The sequence below is a fragment of the Streptomyces sp. 4F14 genome, from assembly GCF_048159485.1.
GTDB lineage: Bacteria > Actinomycetota > Actinomycetes > Streptomycetales > Streptomycetaceae > Streptomyces.
In genome coordinates this window covers 387,962-410,141 of record NZ_JBLRVY010000001.1, presented here as the reverse complement: position 1 = coordinate 410,141, position 22,180 = coordinate 387,962, and the positions used below count along the sequence as shown (strand labels likewise).

At 71.3% G+C, this 22,180-nt stretch carries 18 protein-coding genes; 14 read left to right on the top strand and 4 right to left on the bottom strand.

Translation table 11 applies throughout. The features are described from left to right. The first annotated feature begins 1 nt into the window (after position 1). The 9 genes from ACLZOT_RS01670 to ACLZOT_RS01630 are packed head-to-tail and all read left to right on the top strand — an operon-like array spanning position 2 to position 11,120. Positions 2–1,222, top strand: coding sequence for a cytochrome P450 (locus tag ACLZOT_RS01670; RefSeq protein WP_416966825.1), 1,221 nt, complete (start codon positions 2–4; stop codon positions 1,220–1,222). Beyond that, positions 1,219–2,043 carry an HpcH/HpaI aldolase/citrate lyase family protein gene (locus ACLZOT_RS01665; RefSeq protein ID WP_416966824.1) on the top strand — a complete coding sequence of 275 codons (825 nt, stop codon included), beginning with the start codon at positions 1,219–1,221 and terminating at the stop codon, positions 2,041–2,043. The genes ACLZOT_RS01670 and ACLZOT_RS01665 overlap by 4 nt, the downstream gene beginning before the upstream one ends. Further along, on the top strand, positions 2,040–3,050 hold the full coding sequence (locus ACLZOT_RS01660; protein ID WP_416966823.1) for a hypothetical protein: 1,011 nt from the start codon (positions 2,040–2,042) through the stop codon (positions 3,048–3,050). The genes ACLZOT_RS01665 and ACLZOT_RS01660 overlap by 4 nt, the downstream gene beginning before the upstream one ends. After that, complete coding sequence (locus tag ACLZOT_RS01655) at positions 3,043–4,230, top strand: CaiB/BaiF CoA transferase family protein (RefSeq protein WP_416966822.1); 1,188 nt, start codon at positions 3,043–3,045, stop codon at positions 4,228–4,230. Before ACLZOT_RS01660 ends, ACLZOT_RS01655 begins: the two co-directional genes overlap by 8 nt. Continuing rightward, entirely contained in the window at positions 4,227–5,657 is a 1,431-nt protein-coding gene (locus ACLZOT_RS01650) for an NAD-dependent succinate-semialdehyde dehydrogenase (protein ID WP_416966821.1), read from the top strand. Before ACLZOT_RS01655 ends, ACLZOT_RS01650 begins: the two co-directional genes overlap by 4 nt. Positions 5,658–5,697: 40 nt before the next feature. Then, positions 5,698–7,191, top strand: coding sequence for an aldehyde dehydrogenase family protein (locus ACLZOT_RS01645; RefSeq protein WP_416966820.1), 1,494 nt, complete (start codon positions 5,698–5,700; stop codon positions 7,189–7,191). 27 nt (positions 7,192–7,218) lie between these two features. Next, positions 7,219–8,232 (top strand): agmatinase, encoded by a 1,014-nt coding sequence (gene speB / locus ACLZOT_RS01640; RefSeq protein ID WP_416966819.1) that lies wholly within the window; start codon positions 7,219–7,221, stop codon positions 8,230–8,232. 42 nt (positions 8,233–8,274) lie between these two features. After that, entirely contained in the window at positions 8,275–9,669 is a 1,395-nt protein-coding gene (gene gabT, locus ACLZOT_RS01635) for a 4-aminobutyrate--2-oxoglutarate transaminase (protein ID WP_416966818.1), read from the top strand. Next, the gene (locus ACLZOT_RS01630) at positions 9,666–11,120 is read left to right on the top strand and encodes an APC family permease (RefSeq protein WP_416966817.1); all 1,455 of its coding nucleotides are present in this window, start codon (positions 9,666–9,668) and stop codon (positions 11,118–11,120) included. Before gabT ends, ACLZOT_RS01630 begins: the two co-directional genes overlap by 4 nt. A 25-nt stretch (positions 11,121–11,145) precedes the next feature. Here ACLZOT_RS01630 and ACLZOT_RS01625 read toward each other — a convergent pair whose 3' ends face one another. Then, positions 11,146–12,135, bottom strand: coding sequence for an Lrp/AsnC family transcriptional regulator (locus ACLZOT_RS01625; protein WP_416966816.1), 990 nt, complete (start codon positions 12,133–12,135; stop codon positions 11,146–11,148). Positions 12,136–12,209: 74 nt separating this feature from the next. Here ACLZOT_RS01625 and ACLZOT_RS01620 point away from each other — a divergent pair, with 74 nt between their 5' ends. Continuing rightward, positions 12,210–13,253 carry an agmatinase family protein gene (locus ACLZOT_RS01620; RefSeq protein ID WP_416966815.1) on the top strand — a complete coding sequence of 348 codons (1,044 nt, stop codon included), beginning with the start codon at positions 12,210–12,212 and terminating at the stop codon, positions 13,251–13,253. 144 nt (positions 13,254–13,397) lie between these two features. Here the strand turns inward: ACLZOT_RS01620 and ACLZOT_RS01615 are convergent, their stop codons facing one another. Next, positions 13,398–14,639 (bottom strand): PucR family transcriptional regulator, encoded by a 1,242-nt coding sequence (locus ACLZOT_RS01615; RefSeq protein WP_416966814.1) that lies wholly within the window; start codon positions 14,637–14,639, stop codon positions 13,398–13,400. 233 nt (positions 14,640–14,872) lie between these two features. Between ACLZOT_RS01615 and ACLZOT_RS01610 the strand changes: the two genes are divergently transcribed. After that, positions 14,873–16,597, top strand: coding sequence for a GMC oxidoreductase (locus tag ACLZOT_RS01610; protein WP_416966813.1), 1,725 nt, complete (start codon positions 14,873–14,875; stop codon positions 16,595–16,597). A 110-nt stretch (positions 16,598–16,707) separates the two neighbouring features. Next, positions 16,708–17,583, top strand: a complete 876-nt coding sequence (locus tag ACLZOT_RS01605; RefSeq protein WP_416966812.1) for an alpha/beta fold hydrolase — start codon at positions 16,708–16,710, stop codon at positions 17,581–17,583. A gap of 255 nt (positions 17,584–17,838) precedes the next feature. Here ACLZOT_RS01605 and ACLZOT_RS01600 read toward each other — a convergent pair whose 3' ends face one another. Beyond that, positions 17,839–18,276 carry a MerR family transcriptional regulator gene (locus ACLZOT_RS01600; protein WP_416966811.1) on the bottom strand — a complete coding sequence of 146 codons (438 nt, stop codon included), beginning with the start codon at positions 18,274–18,276 and terminating at the stop codon, positions 17,839–17,841. Positions 18,277–18,337: 61 nt separating this feature from the next. On the opposite strand from ACLZOT_RS01600, the gene ACLZOT_RS01595 reads away from it, so the two are divergent. Then, positions 18,338–19,108: a methyltransferase domain-containing protein gene (locus ACLZOT_RS01595; protein ID WP_416966810.1), complete on the top strand. Its 771-nt coding sequence runs from the start codon at positions 18,338–18,340 to the stop codon at positions 19,106–19,108. Positions 19,109–19,279: 171 nt separating this feature from the next. On the opposite strand, the gene ACLZOT_RS01590 is transcribed toward ACLZOT_RS01595, so the two are convergent. Further along, complete coding sequence (locus ACLZOT_RS01590; protein WP_416966809.1) at positions 19,280–20,893, bottom strand: MFS transporter; 1,614 nt, start codon at positions 20,891–20,893, stop codon at positions 19,280–19,282. A 136-nt stretch (positions 20,894–21,029) separates the two neighbouring features. Between ACLZOT_RS01590 and ACLZOT_RS01585 the strand changes: the two genes are divergently transcribed. Next, positions 21,030–21,755 (top strand): TetR/AcrR family transcriptional regulator, encoded by a 726-nt coding sequence (locus tag ACLZOT_RS01585; RefSeq protein WP_416966808.1) that lies wholly within the window; start codon positions 21,030–21,032, stop codon positions 21,753–21,755. Positions 21,756–22,180: the final 425 nt, after the last annotated feature.

Sequence of the window (22,180 nt, the reverse complement as noted above, 5' to 3'; positions counted from 1 at the left end):
CATGAACGACACCACGCTGACCCGCAACCCGGCCCTGCCGGAGTTCTGGCTGCGCAAGGACCCGCAGACCGCGTTCGCCGAGATGCGCCGCGAGAAGGCCGTGCACTGGCACGACGAACCCCCGTCCGCCTGGTTCCCCGAGGGAGGGCGCGGATTCTGGTCGGTCGTGCGCTACGAGGACGTGGTCCGGGTCAGCCGCGACCAGGACACCTTCACCTCCGAGCACGGCACCGAGATCGTCGACATGACCCCGGAGATGGTCCACATCTTCGGCGGGATGCTCAACATGAGCGGCGACGCCCACGCCCACCACCGGGCCATCGTCAACCGCGTCCTCACCCCGCGCACCGTGGAAGCACTCGGCGGCACCATCCGCGAGCACGCCCGGCGCTGTATCGACCGCGTCGCCGCCCGAGGCGGGTGCGACTTCATGCGGGACATGGTCGGTGACTTCCCCGCGCAGGTCATCTGCGAACTGCTCGGCGTCCCCGTGGCGGACCGTGCCCGGCTCGTCGAGCTCACCGCGACCGCCTTGTCCGCGTACGGCACCGCCGAGGCGTACGACGCGATGCTGGAGATCATCGCGTACGCCGAGGGCCTGGTCGCACGGGCCCGTGAGCAGGTCTCGGACTCCGCGTCGTTCCTGCGCAGGCTGCTGAGCGCGCAGGTCGACGGCGAGCACATGAGCGATCACGAGATCGCCGTCTTCTTCGCGCTGCTGGCGACCGCCGGCATCGAGACCACCGCGACCAGCATCGGCCAGGGGATGTACGCGCTGTCCCGCCACCCCGATCAGCGCCGCCGGTGGCAGGGCGACTTCCAGCGGCTCGCGCCGCGCGCGGTCGAGGAACTCGTCCGCTGGGTGACCCCGGTGCGCTACTTCCGTCGTACCGCCACCCGTGACACCGAGATCGCCGGCCAGCCGATCGCGCAGGGCGACAAGGTCGTCCTGTGGTACGCGTCCGCCAACCGTGACGAGCGCGTCTTCGCACGGGCGGAAGACCTCGACTTCTTCCGGCCGGAGGAGCAGCATCTCGGCTTCGGAGGCGGCGGCCCGCACTTCTGCCTGGGGGCGGTGCTGGCCCGCAAGGAGATCACCGTCTTCTTCGAGGAACTGTTCGCGCGGCTTCCCGACATCGAGGTCAGCGGCGAGCCCGAGCCGTTGCACTCCAACTTCGTCAACGGACTGGCCTCTCTCCCCGTGAGGTACACCCCGGCATGACGACTCCCTTCACCCGTACCGTGCTGGCCGTTCCCGCGTCCTCCGAACGGTTCCTCGCCAAGGCTCGCCGGTCGACGGCGTCCGCGCTGATGGTCGACCTCGAAGACGGGGTCGCGGAGCCGGGCAAGGCGACCGCCCGGGACCTGTTCGCCAAGTGCGCGGAGGAACTCGCCGCCGCGCCGCGCGGACTGTGGCTGCGCGTCAACGCCGCCGACTCCCCTCACCTGGACGCCGACCTGGCGGCGGTCGAGGAGGTGGCGGAGCACATCGACACGCTGGTGCTCCCCAAGGCGACGCCGCAGGCCGTGGACCACCTCGCCGGCCGGTGCGCGCTCCCGCTGGTCGCGCTGGTCGAGACCGCCGAGGGCGTCGAGCACGCCTGGTCCGTCGCGGCCCACCCGGCGGTACGTGCGCTGATGTTCGGTGAACTGGACTACCGCGCCGAGCTGGCCCGCAGCGGGGGCCTGCACGCCCGGGACACGTCGTGGGCGCAGGCCCGCATCGTGAACGCCGCCGCCGGAGCGGCCCTCCCCTCGTTCGCCGGCCCCACTGCGGCGGTCGACGACGCCGAGCTGCTGCGCGCCGACTGCGCACGAGCGGCCGTAATGGGTTTCACGGGGAAGCTGTGCATCCATCCGGCTCAACTCGCCGCCGTCGCCGCCGCGTTCGGGCCCACCGCGGACATGACCGCCTGGGCGCACCGGGTGGCCGAGGCCGTACGGCGGACGCCGGACAGCGGCGCGATCACCGTGGACGGGGCGATGGTCGACCGGCCGGTCGTCGACCGCGCCCAGCGCATCCTCGCGGAGGCCGGCTCATGAACCAGATCCCCTCCCCCGACGGGCCGTACGGCGACGACTTCACGATCGGCCGGCCGCTGCCTCCCGCTCCCGCGATCACGCTCGACGAGGGGCTGGCCGCCCAGTACCAGGCGATCAGCGGTGATCCCGCGCGGCTGGCGCTGAGCCTGCCCCTGTCGCGCGCCGTCACCGGCGGGGCGGCCCGGGTGGTGAATTCCGCTCTCGCGCTCCAGGTCGCCATCGGCCAGTCCACGGTCGCCACCAGGATCGTGATCGCGAACCTCTTCTACCGTGACGTGACCCTGCACCGGCAGATCCCGGTGGGTACGACGCTGACCTCGACGGTCACGCCGGTCGCCCGCGCCTTCACCCGCGACAACGGCGCGGGCCGCCGGGCGAAGGTGCTGCTGTCGATCGAGACGTGTGACGAGCACGGCGAGCGGGTGGCCTCGCTGGAGCGGCTGGCGCTGCTCCCCGTACGGAACCAGGACGGTCTGGTGGAGGCCGGTGACATCGGCCGCGCCGACTCCAGCCGCGCTCTGGGGGACCTGCTGGCGGCCGTACCGCCGGACTGGGACCTCCCCCGGCTGTCCACCGCCCCGCTGCCCACGCCCGGCCGGGAGTCCGAGGACCCGTTGCGCGACAGCGTCAGCGGCGCCCTGGATCTGGTGCGCCTCACCCAGAACCAGGCCGCCGCCCACCGCGATCCCGCACGCGGGCAGCGGGGACGTCGCCTGGTCTACGGCGGGCACGTGGTCGCGCTGGCGCAGGCGTCGCTGTCCCGGCTCGTCCCCGGTCTGGCCGCCGTCGTCGGCTGGCGCTCGTGCGACCACCTCGCCCCGTCCTTCGAGGACGACCTGCTCTCCTTCCGCATCACCTGTGAGGAACTGCTGCCGGTCGACGGTGGCGCGCTGGCGGCCTTCCGCATCCGCGCACAGGTCCTCAGGCCGGGCAGCGACCCGGCCGACGTCCTCGACTTCCGTCCCGTGGCACTCGTTGCCGGAACGATCGGAGAAGACCATGGCTGACGGCCTGGAACTCCTCGACGGCATCCGTGTCGTCTCGCTGGAGCAGTACATCGCCGCTCCCTACTGCACGCAGCTGCTCGCCGACGCGGGCGCCGAGGTCGTCAAGGTGGAACGTCCCGTCACCGGTGACCCGCGCCGCTGGTACGACCCCAAGGCCGGCCCCGACGACGACTACATCAGCGGCGGCTTCGCCTCCTACAACCGCGGCAAGAAGTCCGTCGAACTGGATCTGTCCGCCGACGACGGCCGCCGGGCCTTCGAGGACCTCCTCGCGACGGCCGACGTCCTGGTCAGCAACCTGCGTCCCGGCTCGCTGGAACGACAGGGACTCGCCCCCGAGGACCTGCGCCGGCGTTTCCCCCGCCTGGTGATCTGCGAGATCTCCGGCTTCGGGACGAGCGGCGGCCCCTACGCGAAGTGGCCCGCGTTCGACTCCGTCATCCAGGGCATGAGCGGCCTGTCCAGCCTGATCGGCGAACAGGACGGTCCTCCCGGCCTGGCGCCCATGGGGACCATGGACCTGATGGCCGGGGTCTACGCCACCATCGGCATCCTCACCGCGCTCGTGGGGAGGGCCGCCACCGGCGAGGGCTCCCACGTCGACGCCGCCATGTACGACATCGGCGCGGCCTTCCTCGAACGCCCGCTGACCCTGCACGAGTACACCGGCGAGATCCCCACCCGGGGTATCGACCGCTTCAGCCCGGTCGGCGCGTTCCGTGCCGGGGACGGCGGCTGGGTGTCCATCGTGATCCCCACCGAGGAGATGTGGCGCCGCTGCTGCGCCGCGCTCGGCCGTCCGGAGCTGGAGAGCGACCCTGAGCTGGACACCACCCTCAAGCGCGCCGAGCACATGGCGCGGCGGATCGTCCCGCTGCTGGAGGAGTGGGCCGAGGACAAGGACCGTCACGAGGCGGTCGCCGCGCTGCGCGCCGCAGGGCAGCCGGCCGGACTCGTGCAGACGATCGCCGATGTCCGGTCCTGCGGCCAGCTCGCCCACCGCGGCCTGTTCGCGCCGATCGACGACGAGCGGGCCCGGCGTGCCGACGGCACCGTGCTCAGCCTGCCGCGCCTGCCGCTGCTGTTCGACGGCCGGGGCGCGCGGCCCGGTCCCGTTCCCCGGCTCGGCGCCGACAACGACGAGTTCCGCGCCCCGCACACCACCGAGGTGCCCCAGTGATCCCCACCAGCCTGTTCATCGACGGAACCTGGCGTCCGGCCGGGGACGGCGGCACGTTCCCCGTCACCGATCCCGCGACGGAGCAGGTGATCGCCACGGTGGCGGACGCCACGGTGGACGACGGCAAGGACGCCGCCGCGGCAGCCGCCACCGCCCTGCCCGCATGGGGTCGGCGTCCTCCCCGGGAGCGGGCCGAGATCCTGCGCCGCGCCTTCGACCTCACCATCGCCGCGAGGGACGAACTCGCGGCCCTGATCACAGCCGAGAACGGCAAGGCCCGCGCCGACGCCGAGGCGGAAGTCTCCTACGCGGCCGAGTTCTTCCGCTGGTACAGCGAGGAGGCCGTCCGCATCCCCGGCCACCTCGGTGTCTCCCCCTCCGGCGACAAACGGATCATCGAGATCTCCCAGCCCGTCGGGGTCAGCCTGCTCCTGACGCCGTGGAACCTTCCCGCCGCCATGATCACGCGGAAGGTCGCACCGGCGCTGGCGGCAGGGTGCACGGTCGTCGTCAAACCCTCCCACCAGACCCCGCTGACCGCGCTGTTCCTGGCCCGCCTGCTCACCGAGGCAGGAGTTCCGGCCGGAGTCGTCAACATCGTCCCCACCACGCGCGACATCGCCGTCACCGCCGAACTCGTCGCACGCGGCCCCGTACGCGCCTTGTCCTTCACCGGCTCGACCCACGTGGGCAGCGCCCTGCTCGGCCAGGCGGCGCGGCGCGTGCTGAAGACGTCCATGGAACTCGGCGGCAACGCCCCCTTCGTCGTCTGCGCCGACGCGGACCTGGACGCGGCCGTCTCCGGCGCGCTCGTGGCGAAGATGCGGCACAACGCCGAGGCGTGCACCGCCGCCAACCGGTTCTACGTCCACGCCTCCGTGCACGACGAGTTCGTCTCCCGCCTCGCCAAGGGCCTCGCCGCGCTCGAAGTCGGCCCCGGCACCGTGCCGTCGGTACAGGTCGGCCCGATGGCGTCCGCGTCGGCCCGCGACACGCTGACCGAGGCCGTCGCCGAGGCGGTCGCCTCCGGCGGCCGGGTCGTCCTCGGCGGCGGCCCCCTCGACGGCCCCGGCTACTACTTCGCGCCGACCCTGATCGACGACGTCCCGCCCACCGCGCCGGTCCTGGACCACGAACTGTTCGGCCCCGTCGCGCCGGTGGTCACCTTCGGCTCCGACGACGAGGCCATCGCGATGGCCAACAGCACCGACATGGGTCTGGGCTCCTACCTCTACACCCGGGACCTGCGGCGCGGTCTGCGCATGGCCGAGCGGTTGGAGGCCGGCATGGTCGGCCTGAACACGGGGGTCTTCTCCGACCCGGCGGCACCGTTCGGCGGGATCAAGCAGAGCGGCATCGGCCGTGAAGGCGGACGCCACGGCCTGCACGAGTTCCTCGAACCCAAGTACATCGCCACCCAGTGGTGACCCCTCCCGCGCGCACCGGCCGCACAGAGACGAGCTCCCCATGACCGTACAACTGGCCCCCGAGGTCCGCGGCCTGCTGCTCCCCGGCACACTCGACTGGCTCGACGAACCCCCGCTCTCCCCCTACATCGGCGGCACCTGGCGCACCCCCCGCTCCGACACCGTCATCGACGTGGTCGACCCCGGCACCGGCCAGACCCTCACCACGTACGCGGCGTCCTCCGCCGAGGACGTCGCCGACGCGGTGGCAGCCGCCCGTACGGCCTTCGACGACGGCCGCTGGAGCGAACTCGACCCGGAAGCACGCGAGGAGAGACTGCGTCACCTGGCCGACCTGCTGGAGGCCGACGCCGGGACCATCGCGCAGGTGGAGGCACTCGACACCGGCAAACCCCTGGCCGAGGCCCGTCTGGACATCGCCGAAGCCGTGGCCGTGCTGCGCTACTACGCCGGCTGGGCCACCAAGGCCGAAGGCTCCGTCATTCCCGCACCGCGCTGCTTCCTCGCCACCGCCACCCGCGAGCCGATCGGGGTGTGCGCGGCGATCACGCCGTGGAACTACCCGCTCCCCATCCTGATGTACAAGCTGGCCCCGGCGCTGGCCTTCGGCAACACCTTCGTCGCCAAGCCGTCGGAGCAGACCGTCCTGTCCACGGCGTATCTCACCGAACTGTGCGCGGCGGCCGGCATCCCGGACGGCGTGGTCAACGTCGTGCCGGGTGCGGGCGCCACCGGCGCCGCGCTCGCGGCCTCCCCCGGCATCGACAAGATCGCGTTCACCGGCTCCACGCGCACCGGACAGGCCGTGATGCGCGCAGCCGCCGGGACTCTGACCAGGGTCAGTCTCGAACTCGGCGGCAAGAGCCCTCAGTTGGTCTTCGCCGACGCGGACATCCCCGCCGCCGTCGACGGCGTGATGGCGGGGATCTGGACGAACACCGGACAGGTGTGCGTCGCCGGCAGCCGCCTGCTCGTCGACCGGCGCCTGCACGACGAGTTCGTCACCGAACTGCTCGACCGCACCCGCGACCTGGTCATCGGACACGGGCTGGACCCCGCCACCACGCTGGGTCCGCTCATCTCCCGCGACCAGCGCGACCGCGTCACCGCGCTGGTCGAGCGAGCCGCCGCCGACGGAGCCGACGTGCGGACCACCGCACCGGCGCCCGGCCGGGACGGCTACTTCGTCCCCCCGACCGTCGTCACCCGCGTACGTCCCGGCCAGAGCATCGAGCGGGAAGAGGTCTTCGGACCGGTCCTGACCGTCCTGCCCTTCGACGACGAGGACGACGCCGTCCGCCTCGCCAACAGCTCTCCCTACGGTCTCGCCTCGGCGGTGTGGAGCACCGACGCCTCCCGCGTCCACCGCGTCTCGCGGCGCCTTCGCGCAGGCACCGTCTGGGTCAACACCTACGGCGTCTTCCACCCCACCCTGCCGTTCGGCGGCGTGAAGGCGTCCGGGTTCGGCCGCGAACTCGGCTCGGCCGCCGTCGAGCACTACACCGAGCTCAAGACCACGGTCATCGGCCTGTAGCACCGGCCGTTCAGGAAAGGCACCACCATGGGAACCCCGCTCCCGCCCCAGCCCCGGGCCCGTCTCGACGACGTCGTCGGCCAGGTCGACTTCACCCAGGTCCCCCGCTTCGCCGGACCCACCACGTTCGCCTCCCTCCCCCGCCCGTACGAGACAGGAGACCTGGACGTCGCCGTCGTGGGCGTCCCCTTCGACGCGGGTGTCAGTTACCGGCCCGGCGCCCGCTTCGGCCCCCAGCACATCCGTCTCGCCTCCCGCCTCCTGCGCCCCTACAACCCGGAGGCCGACGCCTGGCCCTTCCTGGGCCAGCAGGTCGCCGACCTCGGAGACATCACCGCCCACCCCTACGACATTCCCGCCGCCGTCACCGCCGTCGAGCACGGCGCCCGCGGTGTCCTGGAACGCGCCGGCAAGATCCTCGTCCTCGGCGGCGACCACACCATCGCGCTTCCCGTCCTGCGCGCCCTGCACGCACGGCACGGCCCCGTGTCCGTCCTCCACTTCGACGCGCACCTCGACACCTGGGACACCTACTTCAACAGCCCCTACCTGCACGGCACCCCCTTCCGCCGGGCCGCCGAAGAAGGACTGCTCGACCCCGAGGGGTGCATGCACGTCGGGATCCGCGGCGGCCTCTACGGCCCCGGCGACATGGACCACGACCGCGCACTCGGGTTCGTCCCCGTGCGCTGCGAAGAGATCGAGGACATCGGCGTACGGGGCACCGTCGAGCGCGTCCACGCCCGCCTCGGCGACCGTCCGGTGTACGTCTCGGTGGACATCGACGTCCTCGACCCGGCGTTCGCACCCGGCACCGGCACCCCGGAGTCCGGCGGCCTGACCTCGCGCGAGCTGCTCATGATGCTGCGGGCCACCCGCGGCCTGAACGTGGTGGGCGCGGACATCGTGGAGGTCTCCCCCGCCTACGACCACGCCGAGATCACCGGCGTCGCGGCTGCCCACGTCGGCTACGAGCTGCTGTCCGCCTGGGCACCGCGGAGCGACCCCGCCCGCATGCCGGGGAGCACACGCGGCGCCTGACCGTTCCCACCACCAGCGACACACTTCTCCAGGAGTCCCTACATGACCGTATTGTCCGGAGCTTCGGCTGTTCCTCAGGAGCGCCGGCTCGTCACCGCGCTCCCCGGTCCGAGGTCGCGAAAACTGATGGCGCGCAAGAAGAACACCGTGGCGGACGGCGTGGCGACAGCCCTGCCCGTGTTCGCGGCGCGCGCGGGCGGCGGGATCGTCGAGGACGTCGACGGCAACCGCCTGATCGACCTCGGCTCCGGACTCGGTGTCACGGTCGTGGGCAACGCGGCGCAGGCCGTGGTGCGGCGTCTCACCGCACAGGCGTCCTCTTTCACCCACACCGCGTTCAGCGTCACGCCGTACGAGGGGTACGTCGAGGTCGCGGAGGCGCTCGCGGAGCTGACGCCGGGGGAGCACGCGAAGAAGAGCGCGCTGTTCAACTCGGGCGCGGAGGCGGTCGAGAACGCCGTCAAGATCGCGCGGGCGTACACGAAGCGGCAGGCGGTCGTCGTCTTCGACCACGGCTACCACGGCCGGACCAACCTGACGATGGCCCTGACGGCCAAGAACATGCCCTACAAGCACGGTTTCGGGCCCTTCGCGCCCGAGGTCTACCGGGTGCCCGTCGCGTACGGCTACCGCTGGCCCACCGGCCCCCAGAACGCGGGCCCCGAGGCCGCCGCGCAGGCCATCGACCAGATCTCCAAGCAGGTCGGCGCCGACAACGTCGCCGCGATCATCATCGAACCCGTCCTCGGCGAAGGGGGTGTCATCGAACCGGCGAAGGGCTTCCTGCCGGCGATCCGCCGATTCGCGACCGACCACGGGATCGTCTTCGTCGCCGACGAGATCCAGTCCGGGTTCTGCCGCACCGGCCAGTGGTTCGCCTGCGAGGACGAGGGCATCGTCCCCGACCTGATCACCACCGCGAAGGGCATCGCGGGCGGACTGCCGCTCGCCGCCGTCACCGGCCGCGCCGAGATCATGGACGCCGCCCACGCGGGCGGGCTCGGCGGCACCTACGGCGGCAACCCCGTCGCCTGCGCGGGCGCACTCGGAGCGATCGAGACGATGAAGGAACTGGACCTGAACACCAGGGCCAAGGCCATCGAGACGACGCTGAAGGCCCGACTGCTCGCCCTGGCCGACAAGTTCGACGTCATCGGCGACGTACGCGGGCGCGGCGCGATGATCGCCGTCGAACTCGTCAAGGACCGCGAGACGAAGGAGCCGGACCCGCGAGCGGCGTCCGCCCTCTCGGCGGCGTGCCTCCAGAAGGGGGTGCTGCTCCTCGTGACCGGCACCTACGGCAACGTGATCCGCTTCCTGCCGCCGCTGGTCATCGGGGACGACCTGCTCGACGAGAGCCTCGACCTCCTCCAGGAGGCGCTGGAGCAACTGGGCTGCGGGACGGGCGAGACCTCGCCTCGGCGGGAGGCGTCATGACGACCGAGCAGATGCGGGTGCCGGAGCACACCGCCGGAGAACTCAAGAAGGAGTTCACCCTGCGCAGCGCCTTCACGATCGCGTTCGTCTTCATCTCGCCGATCGTCGCGATCTACGGGGTGTTCGCACTGGTCCTGATGTCGGCCGGCCCGGCCGGCTGGTGGGCCTTCCCGATCGTGCTGGTGGGCCAGCTCTTCGTGGCCGGCGTCTTCGCCCAGCTCGCCTCCCGGTGGCCGCTGGAAGGCAGCGTCTACCAGTGGTCGCGGCTCCTCGCGGGCGAGCACTACGGCTGGTTCGCGGGCTGGGCCTACATGTGGTCGCTCATGGTCGCCGTCGCCGGAGGCTCCTACTACGTCGCCTCCTTCCTGCCGGTCATCCTGGGCACCGACCCCTTCGGGAGCACCACGAAGGTCCTCGTCGCGATCGCGGTCACCGCTGTGGTCACCGGCCTGAACGCGGCCGGACCGAAGGCCGTCAAGGCTTTCGCGGTGCTCAGCCTGACCGCCGAGGTCGTCGGCAGCGTCGTGCTCGGCGCGATCCTGCTGATCGGCCACCGCAACCAGCCCTGGAGCGTCGTCTTCGACACGGCGGGGACGGCGGCGGCAGACGGGGGGAACTGGGTCTGGACCGGGTTGTTCGCGGCCGTCGGTTTCGTCGGCTGGGCCTTCGTGGGATTCGAGAGCGCCGGGGCCATCGCCGAAGAGGTCGTCGACGCCAGGCGGAACGTCCCCAAGGCGATCGTGGCGTCCCTCGTGGCCATCGGTGCCGTCGTGCTCTTCTCCGGGCTGGCCCTCGTCCTGGCCGTTCCGGACATGCGGGCCGTCGTCGCGGGGACGGTGCAGGACCCCACCGCGGAGACCGCTCAGGCCGCCATGGGAAGCGGCGTCACCAAGCCCCTGTTCGTGCTCATCGTGATCGGGTTCATCGCGAGTGCGCTGGCCGCCCAGACAAGTGCCTCGCGGATCATCTGGTCCTTCGCCCGCGACGAGGTCCTGCCCGCCTCCGGACGGCTGGCCGCACTGACCCGCCGCGGTCAGTACCCCCTGACCGCGGTCCTGACGGCCGGCGCGGTCTCCGTGGCCGTCCTGTGCGCCGGGGTGTCCGCCAGGTTCTACAACACCCTGGTCAGCTTCTCGACCGGCGGTTTCTTTATCGCCTTCGCCATGCCCGTGGTCGCCCTCCTGGTGCACCGGGTACGCGGACGCTGGGTCTCCGGCCCCGTGACCCTGGGGCGGTGGGGATATCCGGTCACCGTCGTGGCGGCGGTCTGGGTCGTCTTCGAACTGGTCAACATCGTCTGGCCGAGGTCGCCGCACCTGCCGTGGTACGAGAACTACGCGGTGCTGCTGGCCATGGCCTTCGTCGCGCTCCTCGGTCTCGTGCTGTGGTCCCGGGTGCGAGGGAAGGTCGCGCGCCTCTCGACACCCCAGGACCCACAGGGCGGGTTCTGAGCACCGGACTCGTCCCCGGGATCCGTCACAGAGCAGTCCAGGTGTACGGCAGCTTGTGTATGTCGATGTAGCTGAACGTCTCCGTCGACATGACTCCCGGGATCCGGCGGAGCACCGTCCCGGTCAGGTGGTACAGGTCCGCCCGGCTCGCGCAGCTGACCTCCAGCAACAGGTCGTACGGCCCGGTGGTGGCAGCCGCCACTTCCACCTCGTCGATGTCCCGCAGGGTCCGCACCACGTCGGGGACCGGCCCCTGGACCCGCAGGCCCACCCCTGCCTGGACACGCCGGCCGTACACCAGCTGATTGGTGATCGTCACGATCCTCACCACGCCCCGTTCGAGGAGGCGCAGCGCCCGGCGGCGTGCGCTGGCGTACGGCACCCCGGACTGTTCCGCCAGCTCCTTGAAGGACGCGCGACCGTCCTGCTGGAGCACGGCGACCAGCGCGCGGTCGGCGTCGTCGAGATCCTCCCAGGCTCCCGAGCCGCCGGAGAGGCCGCCGCCGACCAGGAGCTGCTGGGAGCCTTCCGGCGCGTACTTCTCCACCGAGAGGTACTGCATGGCCAGGCAGGTGAGCACGCCGGGAATCGAGCGCACCGACTCGTCGAGGACCCGCAGCAGTTCGCGGTCGTCGCGGCATACGAGTTCGACGATGATGTCGAACATGCCGGTCGTCTGCACCACGAGGTCGGCCTCCGGCAGTTCCGCCAGCGCCAGTGCCACCGGCAGGACGGGCCCCCGCACGCTGATGCCGACCAGCGCGAAACTGTCCAGTCCCGCCGTGGCCGGCGAGACACTGCCGATCACCTTGATCACATCGTCGGAGATCAGGCGCTTCAGCCGTTCCCGTACCGCGTCCCCCGACAGCTCGACACCGGCGCCGAGCTCGGCGTAACCCGCTCGGCCGTCCGCGACGAGCAGCTTCACGAGCTGATGGTCGACGGCGTCGAGTCCCCCCGCCGGGGGCTCGTTCCCCTTCGGCGCCTTGGCTGCGGACTGGCGTGACGTATCCAACGGGTCCCTCCCCCTCCGGATGCTTTGAGTTTTCGCAATCATAGCCATTGGGCGAGAAATATTTGCACAATTTGATGTTCAGCAAGAGATATTCACGCCCCCACTCACCCGAGAGGCGTACCCGTGCCCACCCCGCCTTCGACCTGGACGACCCGGCCACGTACGCCGATGCGGACGTCGTCATCCTCGGCGCTCCCGTGGACGGCGGAACCTCGTACCGTTCCGGCTCCCGCTTCGGCCCCTCGGCCGTCCGCCAGGCGTGTTATCTCCCCCAGGACGGTTCGCGCCCCAGCCTCGCTCTCCGGGTCGACGCGCTCGCCGTCTACAGCGGCGACATGGCCCGGTCGGTCAAGGGAGTCGAGGAGGCCGTGTTCAGGATCGCCTCCTCGGGAGCCGTCCCCATCGTGCTGGGCGGCGATCACAGCATCGCCTGGCCCGATCACACCGGCGTCGCCAGGCACTTCGGCTTCGGCAAGGTGTCGATGATCCACTTCGACGCCCACGCGGACACCGCCGACATCCAGTTCGGGTCCCTCGTCGCCCACGGCACGCCGATGCGGCGGCTGATCGAGTCCGGCGCTCTGCGCGGCGACCGGTTCCTCCAGATCGGACTCCGCGGCTACTGGCCCGACGAGCCGGTCCTGACCTGGATGGCCCAGCACAAGCTGCGTTCCTTCGAGATGACCGAGGTCGTCGAACGGGGACTCGACGACTGCCTCACCGAGGCCGCCGGCATCGCCCTCGACGACTGCGAAGGCGTCTTCCTCTCCGTCGACGTCGACGTCGTCGACCCGGGCTCCGCACCCGGCACCGGCACCCCCGAGCCCGGCGGCCTGACCCCCCGCCAGCTCCTCGACGCCGTACGCCGCCTGTGCTACGAACTCCCCGTGGTCAGCCTCGACCTCGTAGAGGTCTCACCGCCCTTCGACCACGCCGACGTCACCGCCCTGCTCGGCAACAGGGTCGTCCTCGAAGCACTCTCGGCGATCGCGCGCCGCCGCAGGGACCAGCGCGACGGCACCACCTGGGACCGCCGCGAACCCCTCCTCCACGGCCGGGAAGCCGACGAGCAGCTCGCCCAGATCGACGAAGGCCGCGTCCACGGGCACAGCCACTGACCCCGAGTCGGCCAGGAAGCTCCTCGGACTGGTCTCAGCGGCCCGGCACGACGCGTTTGGCGGGCGATCCGGTGGAGGCGGCAGCCAAGGCCCCGGGCAGCCATCTCACCGGCCTCCACCATTGATCACGACTCCGTGCGCGCCCTAGCGGGGCATCCGTGCCCCGTTGCCAAGGCGGTGCAGGAGTTCGAGGGCCAGAGACACGGCGAGCCGGCGCTCGGCGAGGCGGTGGCCGAGCAGGGATTCGGCGCGGGCGACGCGCTGGAGCACGGTGTTGCGGTGAGTGTGCAGCCGCTCGGCCGCTCGCGGCGCGTTGCCGCCCTCGTCGAGGTAGACGCGCAGTGTGGCGCGCAAGGTCGCCAGCGCCGGGTCGGTTCCGCACAGTGGTCCGAGTGCCGAGGTGACGAACTCGCGCGCCTGTTGCATGTTGTGGCCGACGAGAGCCACGACCTCCACGTCGTGGTAGAGGGTGAGGCGGTCTCCGTCGGGGTTGTCGGCCAGGAGCCGTTGGGCCGCGAGCGCCGCGGAGTGACTGCGCCGGAATCCGGCGAGCCCGTCCCGGGACGGGCCGAGTACGGCGCGGACGCCCGGCGCGGCCTGGGTCATGGCCTCGCGCAGCGCGTCCCGGTCCGGAGCGTCGCGGGTGGCGATCCAGGCCCACAGGGTGGAGGTGCCCGCGGGGAGGGTCAGAGGGCGGCGGGCGTGGACCGCCGCGGCCAGGAGTCCGGCGGCCTGCTCAAGGATGCCGTGAACCTCGCCGGGCGGATCCGCCCACAGCACCATGGCGGTGTGCCGGGCGGCGAGGTCGTAGTCGAGCCGCCGGCCGGCCCGGTCGGCGCCGATGGGAGCGCCGTCGAGCACGAGGCGAACGGTTTCGGCCCGCCGGGCCAGCTCTCCTGAGAGCAGATCCTGCCGTTCATCTTCCATGCGGGTCATGGCGGCAACGAGGGCGCTGTTGATGTAGTCGGACAACAGGGCGGAGGACTCCCGCAACACCGCGACCAGGTCGTCGCGTGCTTGCACGGTCGCAGCGACGACGTCCATCCACCACCGCCAGGCCGCGTCATGGGCGCAGCGGTATGCCTGCACGAGAACTTCGAGTTCGATGCCGCGGCGGACCAGCGTCCGGGCCAGGTCGAGGGTCTCCAGCGGTGCGCCGCGAGGGACCGGTTCGCCGGGGCGTCGTTGCAGGACCGTCAGTATGCGCAGCACGTTGGCCCGGCTGCTGGCCCGGCTCTCGGCGGCAAGAGTGGGGTCCTCGGCCAGGACCGGTACGACCTCGAAGACCGCCGCGTCCATGGCGGCGAGCATGTCGTCGACCTCGGTGAGACATCGCTCGGCGACCCGCCTGATCAGAATCGCCACGTCCGGGGCGGTCGTCTGCATGACCGCAGGCTATGCGCCGGTGACAGTGCGGGACAAGAGATAGGCCATTGCACATAAGTAACGGCCAGCAATGGGCAGTTGCACATTGTTCGGGCCGATCGGCGCGACTTACGGTTTGAGCCGACACGCCACATCGGGCGCAGCGCGGACAAAGGGAGACAGACAAGCGGCTGCCCCCGCCGCTGCCGCACTCGCGCCAGAGCCCGAGGGGTCGCGCAAACGAAGGAAACGACATGGCATACGACTACGACGTTCTGGTCATCGGCTCCGGCTTCGGCGGCTCGGTGTCCGCGCTGCGGCTGACCGAGAAGGGCTACCGGGTCGGGGTGCTGGAGGCCGGAAGGCGCTTCGAAGCCGCCGACATCCCCAAGACCTCCTGGGACGCCCGCAGTTCCGTGTGGGCGCCCCGGCTGGGCCTCTACGGGCTCCAGCGCATGTACTGGCTCAAGGACGTGTTTCTCGTGGCTGCCTCCGGCGTGGGTGGGGGCTCCCTGATCTACGGCAACACCCTCTACAAGGCGCCGGCCCCGTTCTACCGGGACCCTCAGTGGGCGCACATCACCGACTGGCAGAGTGAGCTGGCGCCGTACTACGACCAGGCCGAGCGCATGCTCGGCGTGACCACCAACCCGCTGGTCACCGAGGCCGACAAGGTCCTGAAAGAAGTCGCCGAGGACATGGGGGTCGAGGAGACCTTCCGCCCCGTCCCGGTAGGGGTGCTCTTCGGCGGTCCCGGCACCGCACCGGGTACCGAGGTCGCGGACCCGTTCTTCGGCGGCAGCGGTCCGAGCCGCAACACCTGCATCGGCTGCGGGTCGTGCTGGACCGGCTGCGCGCACAACGCCAAGAACACCCTGGACAAGAACTACCTGTACCTCGCGGAACACCATGGTGCCGAGGTCCACCCGCTGACCACTGTGCGCGCGGTGCGTCCGCTGGCCGGCGGAGGATACGCGGTGGACACCGTACGCAGCGGCCGCTCGCCCCGGCGCCGCGCGAACCTGCGCACCTTCACCGCCGGACAAGTGGTGTTCTCCGCAGGCACCTACAACACCCAGAAGCTCCTGCACCGTATGCGCGACACAGGCGTACTACCGCGGATCTCCCGTCGGCTGGGCCTGCTGACCCGGACCAATTCCGAAGCGATCCTCGGCGCCACGGCCAGGCGCAATGACGTCGACTACAGCCAAGGGGTGGCGATCACCTCCTCGATCCACCCCGACGAGCACACCCACATCCAGCCGTTCCGCTACGCCAAGGGCAGCAACGCCTTCGGCCTGCTGATGACCGCCCTGACCGACGGCGACAAGCCGCATCCACGGTGGGTCACCTGGGTCCAGGAACTCGCGCGCGACCCGCGGCACCTGGGCTCACTGTGGGTACGCCACTGGTCGGAGAAGACGATCATGCTGCTGGTGATGCAGTCACTGGACAACTCGCTCACCGTCTCCGGCAAGAACACCCGGTTCGGGCGCCACAAGCTGGTCACCTCCCAGGGCCACCCGCCCAACCCGACCTGGATCCCCGTGGGCAACGAGGTCGCCCGCCGTGTGGCCGAGAAGATCGGCGGCACAGCCACCGCCACGGCCAGCGACATCACCAACACCCCGGCGACCGCGCACTTCATCGGGGGCTGCACCATCGGCGACTCGCCCGACACCGGGGTCATCGACCCCTACCACCGCCTCTACGGCCACCCCGGCCTGCACGTGGTCGACGGCTCGGCGATCTCGGCCAACGTCGGGGCCAACCCGTCACTGACCATCACCGCCCAGGCCGAACGGGCGATGGCTCTGTGGCCCAACAAGGGCGAAGCCGATCAGCGGCCGGACCTGGGCTCGGCCTATCACCGCCTGCGCCCCGTCAGCCCCCGGCGTCCCGTCGTGCCCGAGCACGCCCCCGCCGCGCTGCGGCTGCCGATCGTCGGGGTCCGCCACGGCATAGGGACGACGGGCTAGAGACCGCGCAGGTGACCCCGTCCGACTGGACGGCCCAACGGCTCACGAGTCGCACCGGACGCGTGGCCGCACTTCACTCATCAGTAGTTCACTCACCAGGAGACCGCGACATGCCCACCCAAGACCCACGTCCCACGATCCGCATCCCGGGGACCACCAGCCACACCATCACCCCCCGTACGGGCCACAGCCGCGAGGGAACGCTGCGCTACCTCAAGGCGGGCAGCGGTGCGCCCCTGGTCCTGCTGCACACCGTACGCACGCAGGCCGAGCACTACCGCCGCCTCATCCCGCTGGTCTCGGACCACTACACCGTCCACGCCCTCGACCTGCCGGGGATGGGCTACTCCGAGATCGTGCCCGGCGCCTCGTACGACGAACCGGCCATGCGTGCGGGCGTGAAGCGGCTCCTGACCGAACTCGACCTCCACGACGTCACCCTGGTCGGGGAGTCCATGGGTGCTGTGCTCGCCCTGACCACCGCGGCCGATCTCCCGGAGCGGGTACGGCGCGCCGTCGCGGTGAACACCTACGACTTCCGCGGCGGGGTCGCCCGCTCCAGCCTCCTCGCCCGATTCGTGGTCAGCGGTGCCCTCGCCCCCGGGGTGGGCCCGGTGATCGCGGGGTTGCAGCCCAAGCCCGCCCTCCGCGCGATCTTGCAGGGCGGCCTCGGCGACAAGAACGCGCTGCGGGAGGACTACCTCGACGAACTCCTCCAGGTGGGCCGCCGTCCCGGCTACCCGAAAGTCGCCCGGGGTGTGTACCAGGCCCTGCCCAGCCTCATCGCGGCCCGCTCGCGCTACTCCGAGGTCAAGGCCCCGATCCACCTCGTCTACGGCGAGAAGGACTGGTCCCGCCCCTCGGACCGCGAGGCCAACCGGCGGCTCCTGCCCGCCGCCGACTTCACACAAGTGGCGAAGGCCGGCCACTTCATCGCCCTGGAACGGCCCGACGTACTGGCCGACCTGCTGAACTCGGCGGCCTGACCATCCGAGAGCGCCGGGGCCGCGTACAGGGAGAGTTCCTGACGGTTCGCAGTCCGCTTGTGTGCGGGCGCACAGGCCGTCCGTCGAACACGTTGCCCTGCCTGTTCGCCAGACGTCTCGGCGCAGGGCACGGTGCAGGCCAACCCCGGCCCGGGGAACACGCCCGCCGGCACCACCGTCCGACGCGGTGCCGTGATCGTGGCCGACGACGACGGAGTTCTGTGCGTTCCCCTGCGGGCCCGGGCCGGGGCGTGATCAATCGCCCCGCCGGGCAGGCGGCTTTCCGCCTCGTGCTCGCCTGTGCGCCGGCACTTGGGAGCCGGCCTGCTCGGCGATGTGCCGCCGGCAGTCCGGGCACTGGGTGACGTCCTCGTGCTCGCAGTTCAGGACACCCTCGATGAGCTCCAACGAGGCCCGGGCGGCGGCGATCCTCGACCGGATCTCTTCGGCCTCGGCACGCAGGATCTCGTGCCGGGCAGCGCGCTCGACGGTGGCGGACAGGCTCCTGATGGTGTCCAGGCATAAGCCGGCCTCCTTGAACACGAGGATCGTCGCCACGCGGGTGAGGTCGTCCGCGCCGTAGCGGCGGCGTCCGCCCACGTCCCGTGAGGGGTGCAGCAGGCCCATCGACTCCCAGTGCCGCAGGACGTGCGTGGCGAGACCGAACCGTGCCGCGAGAGCGCCGATACTCATCGCGCTTGCGCCGTTGTCTGCGGTTGACTTCATGTCGACCTCAAGTCGTAGCTTGGCGTCCATGTCCGAGAACCAGGAAGCTGTGGAGAAGCACCGCAACACCGAGGCCATGCTGGCCGTCCTCGACGCGGCGGAGCAGATACCGGGCGCCGGCCCGCTGCGGGCCCGCTCCTACGAACTGCTGTCTCTTGCCCCGGGCTCGTCCGTCGTGGACATCGGCTGCGGTGCCGGGCGGGCCGTCGCCGAGCTGGCCGAGCGTGGCGTCCACGCGGTGGGCGTGGATCCTGATCCGTGGATGCTGGCCGAGGCCCGGAAACGGTGGCCGGCGGCCGAGTTCCGGGAGGCGGGGGCGGAGGATCTGCCGTTCGCCGACGGAAGTGTGCGCGGCTACCGTGCCGACAAGGTCTTCCACGCGCTTCAGGAGCCATGGCGCGCGGTGGCGGAAGCGCGGCGCGTCCTCTGCCCGGGCGGCAGGATCGTCCTGGTCGGACAGGACTGGGACGCCATCATGATCGACTCCGACGACGCGGCGCTCACCCGCACGATCGTGCACGCCCGAGCCGACCTCCTGAGCACGCCCCGCGCCGGCCGCCAGTACCGCAACCTGCTCCTGGACGGCGGTTTCGACGACGTCACCGTCGAGGTGCACACCAGCGTGTCCACCGATCCTGCGATGCTGTCGTTGCCCACCAGGCTCGTCGAGTCGGCCTGTGCGAGCGGTGCCGTCGGCCGTGACCAGGCCGACGAGTGGCTCGCCGAACAGCACCGACGCGCCGAGGCCGACCGCTTCCTCATCGCCATTCCGTACTTCGTGGCCGCCGCCTCCGCCTAGGGAGCGCGGACGGCGGCGACCGCCGCTGTCACCTCACGGCCCTTGGCCTCCGGGCCGCCCCGCAGGAGAGCCCCGGGGCGGCCCGGAGGCCGAGGACGGTGAGGTGTTCCGGCAGAGGTTCCGCGTGGCCGTGGACCACTCCCGCGTCCTGCCCGGCGCCCCGCCGGTGATCTAGCGGGTGGACCCGGTGTGCTCCCGCACAGTCGCCGCCTCCCTCGCCGTCGTCCCGGCCTCCGGCTCGGCGTTGTGCTTCGCGAATCCGCGCCGGCCCGGCAGGACCGCGAGGACGATCGCCGTTCCGGCGGCCATGATGATCCCGCCGATGAGGCTGGTCTGGGCGACTCCGTGGGCGAATGCCTGGTGGACGGCGTCCACCGCGGACTGGGCCTGCTCGGGCCCGACCCGCTGTGCGACGGCCAGGCCGGCGCCGACCGAGTCCTTGGCGGTCTCCATCGCCTCCGCCGGAAGCCGGTTGCCCACCAGGTCGGTCAGCTCGTCCCGGTAGGCCGTGCCCAGCAGGGAGCCGAGTACCGCGATGCCCAGCGCCCCGCCCAGCTCCAGCGCGGTGTCGTTGACACCGCCGCCGACGCCCAGCTCGGACTCGGGGAAGGAGCCCATGATCGTGTCGGTCGCCGGGGAGATGGCCAGGCCGAGCGCGAGGCCCAGCATCATCAGCGGCGCCAGGAAGTCCCCGTACGTCGACCCCTTGTCGATCTGGGTGAGCAGGAACATGCCCGCCGTGCCGATGACCAGGCCGGTCACGACCATCACCTTCACCCCCAGCTTCGGGGTGAGGATCCCGGTCAGCGCGGACCCGAGGAACACCGCGCCGCCCAGCGGCAGCAGCCGTACGCCCGTTTCCAGGGCGTCGTAGCCGAGGACGAACTGGAGGAACTGCGTCGCGTAGTAGATCACGGCGAACATGCCGAAGAAGAAGAACATCACCGCGAGCATCGAGCCGGTGAAGGGCCGCAGCCCGAACTTCCGGACGTCCAGCATCGGGTGCGGGTGCCGCAGCTCCCAGGCGACGAAGGCGGCCAGACCGGCAACGGCGACCACGGCGGCGGTGACGGGGCCGGCGCCCCAGCCGGCGTGCGGGCCCTCGATGGCGGCGTAGATCAGGGAGCCGACGGTGACGATCGACAGCAGACCACCGACGTAGTCGATCCGGGCCATGCCCTCCGCCTTGGACGGCGGTACCAGGGCGAGCGCGCCGACCACGGCGAGGAGGGCGAACGGCACGTTGATCAGGAAGGTCGAGCCCCAGGCGTGGTCCTCAAGGAGCCAGCCGGAGACGAGCGGGCCGAAGGCCACCGCCAGCCCGGAGGTCGCGGCCCAGGCGGTGATGGCCTTGGCCCGCTCGCTCCGGGGGAAGCTCGCGACCACCAGGGACAGCGTGGCCGGCATCACGACCGCGGCGCCGATACCCATGATCGCGCGGGCCACGATGACCAGCGAGGTCTCGTCGACCATGCTCCCCATCACCGAACCGGCGGCGAAGATCAGCAGCCCCAGCACCAGCGCACCGCGCCGGCTGTACTTGTCGCCGATCGCGCCCAGCACCAGCATCAGCGCCGCGTACGGAACGGTGTAGCTGTCGACGACCCACTGAAGATCACTGCTGCTCAGGCCCAGGTCGGTGGTCATGTCGGGGGCGGCGACGATCAGCGACGTGTTCGCCATCACCGTGATCAGCAGGCTCAGGCACAGCACGAGCAGCGCCCACCAGCGCCGCGCGTAAGGCCCGGGCATCTTCTCCACGGGGGTGTTCGCAAGGAAAGGCATCAGTAGCTCCTGAGGGGAACGGGGAGGACGAGCGGGAAACACTTAATTGCCCATCGATGTGCACACTAGTTTATTGCTCACTGGTGTGCAACTATCGCGATGGCTCCCTTCTTCCACCCGCCTGCGAGGTACCGACGTGACCAGCCGACCAGCACGAACACCGACGACGAGGCCGAGACGGTCTCCGGTCCGGCCCTACGAGACGCCGCCCCCTTCTGCTCCGACTTCCACCTCGGCCTCGGCGCAGCGTCGGGACGCGCGGGCCACCCGAGCCCGGATCCTCGACGCGGCCCGGCGGGAACTGACCCGCGACCCCGACAGCAGCCTGGAGGACATCGCCGGTGCCGCCGGTGTGGCCCGGCGCACCGTGTACGTCCATTTCGCCTGTCGGGCCGCGCTCGTCGAGGGCCTGGCCGCCGAGGCCGCGGAGGCGATCCAGCGCGCCGTCGCGGGTGCCCCGGCCCCGACCCGTGACGCCGTCGCGGACCTGGCGCGATTCGTTCTCACGGTGTGGCCGGTCGGTGACCGCTACCGCGCCCTCATCCGGCTGGCCCGCGGCCATGACCTCGCACGCGCACGCGTCGACGAACTGCTGGCCCCCGCCCGTTCCATGGCCACGAGGGTTTTCGCCCACGGCCGCCGAGAGGGCGCCTTCCAGACCGTCCTCCCGCCCGACCCGCTCGGCCGAGCCATCGAGGCCCAACTGTTGGCCCTGCTCGACTGCGCCGACTGCGGCCTGTGGTCCGACGACGGCACCGGCGCCGCCACCGCCACCCTCATCGCCGCCGGAGTCGCCCCGGACACCGCCGCCACGAAGGTCGATCAGGTACGGAAGTCCGGGTCGCCCCCGAGTCCCGTCTGAAACCCCGTGCCCGTGCGCCACTCGCACTCACCCCTGTCCGCCCCCGCCTCGGGCGCGACTGTGACCAGGAGTGCGAGTTTCCGTACTCTCATGAACCCGCCGACGGCTCCGCCCGCCGGCTGCCGGTGAGCGAACTCGCCCTGCGGATGGACAGGTTGACGAAGCCGGACGACGACAGCGAGGCCCGGGCCCGCTCGGCGGAGGCGACCGTCTTCCTGTCGTACGCGGACCTGTCCGGCGCCCTGGGCCTGCAACTGGCCCGGGGCTACGGTTCCGGCCGGATCCGCGCTCGCGTCCTGACCACCCTCGGCATCGAGGACTTCAAGGTCGCGGGCCGTGTCGCCCTGCCCGAGGCCGGTGAGACGTTGCTCGGCCAGGTCTTCGCCGAACCGATCGCGCCGCGGAACAACTCCGACGGCCGCCGG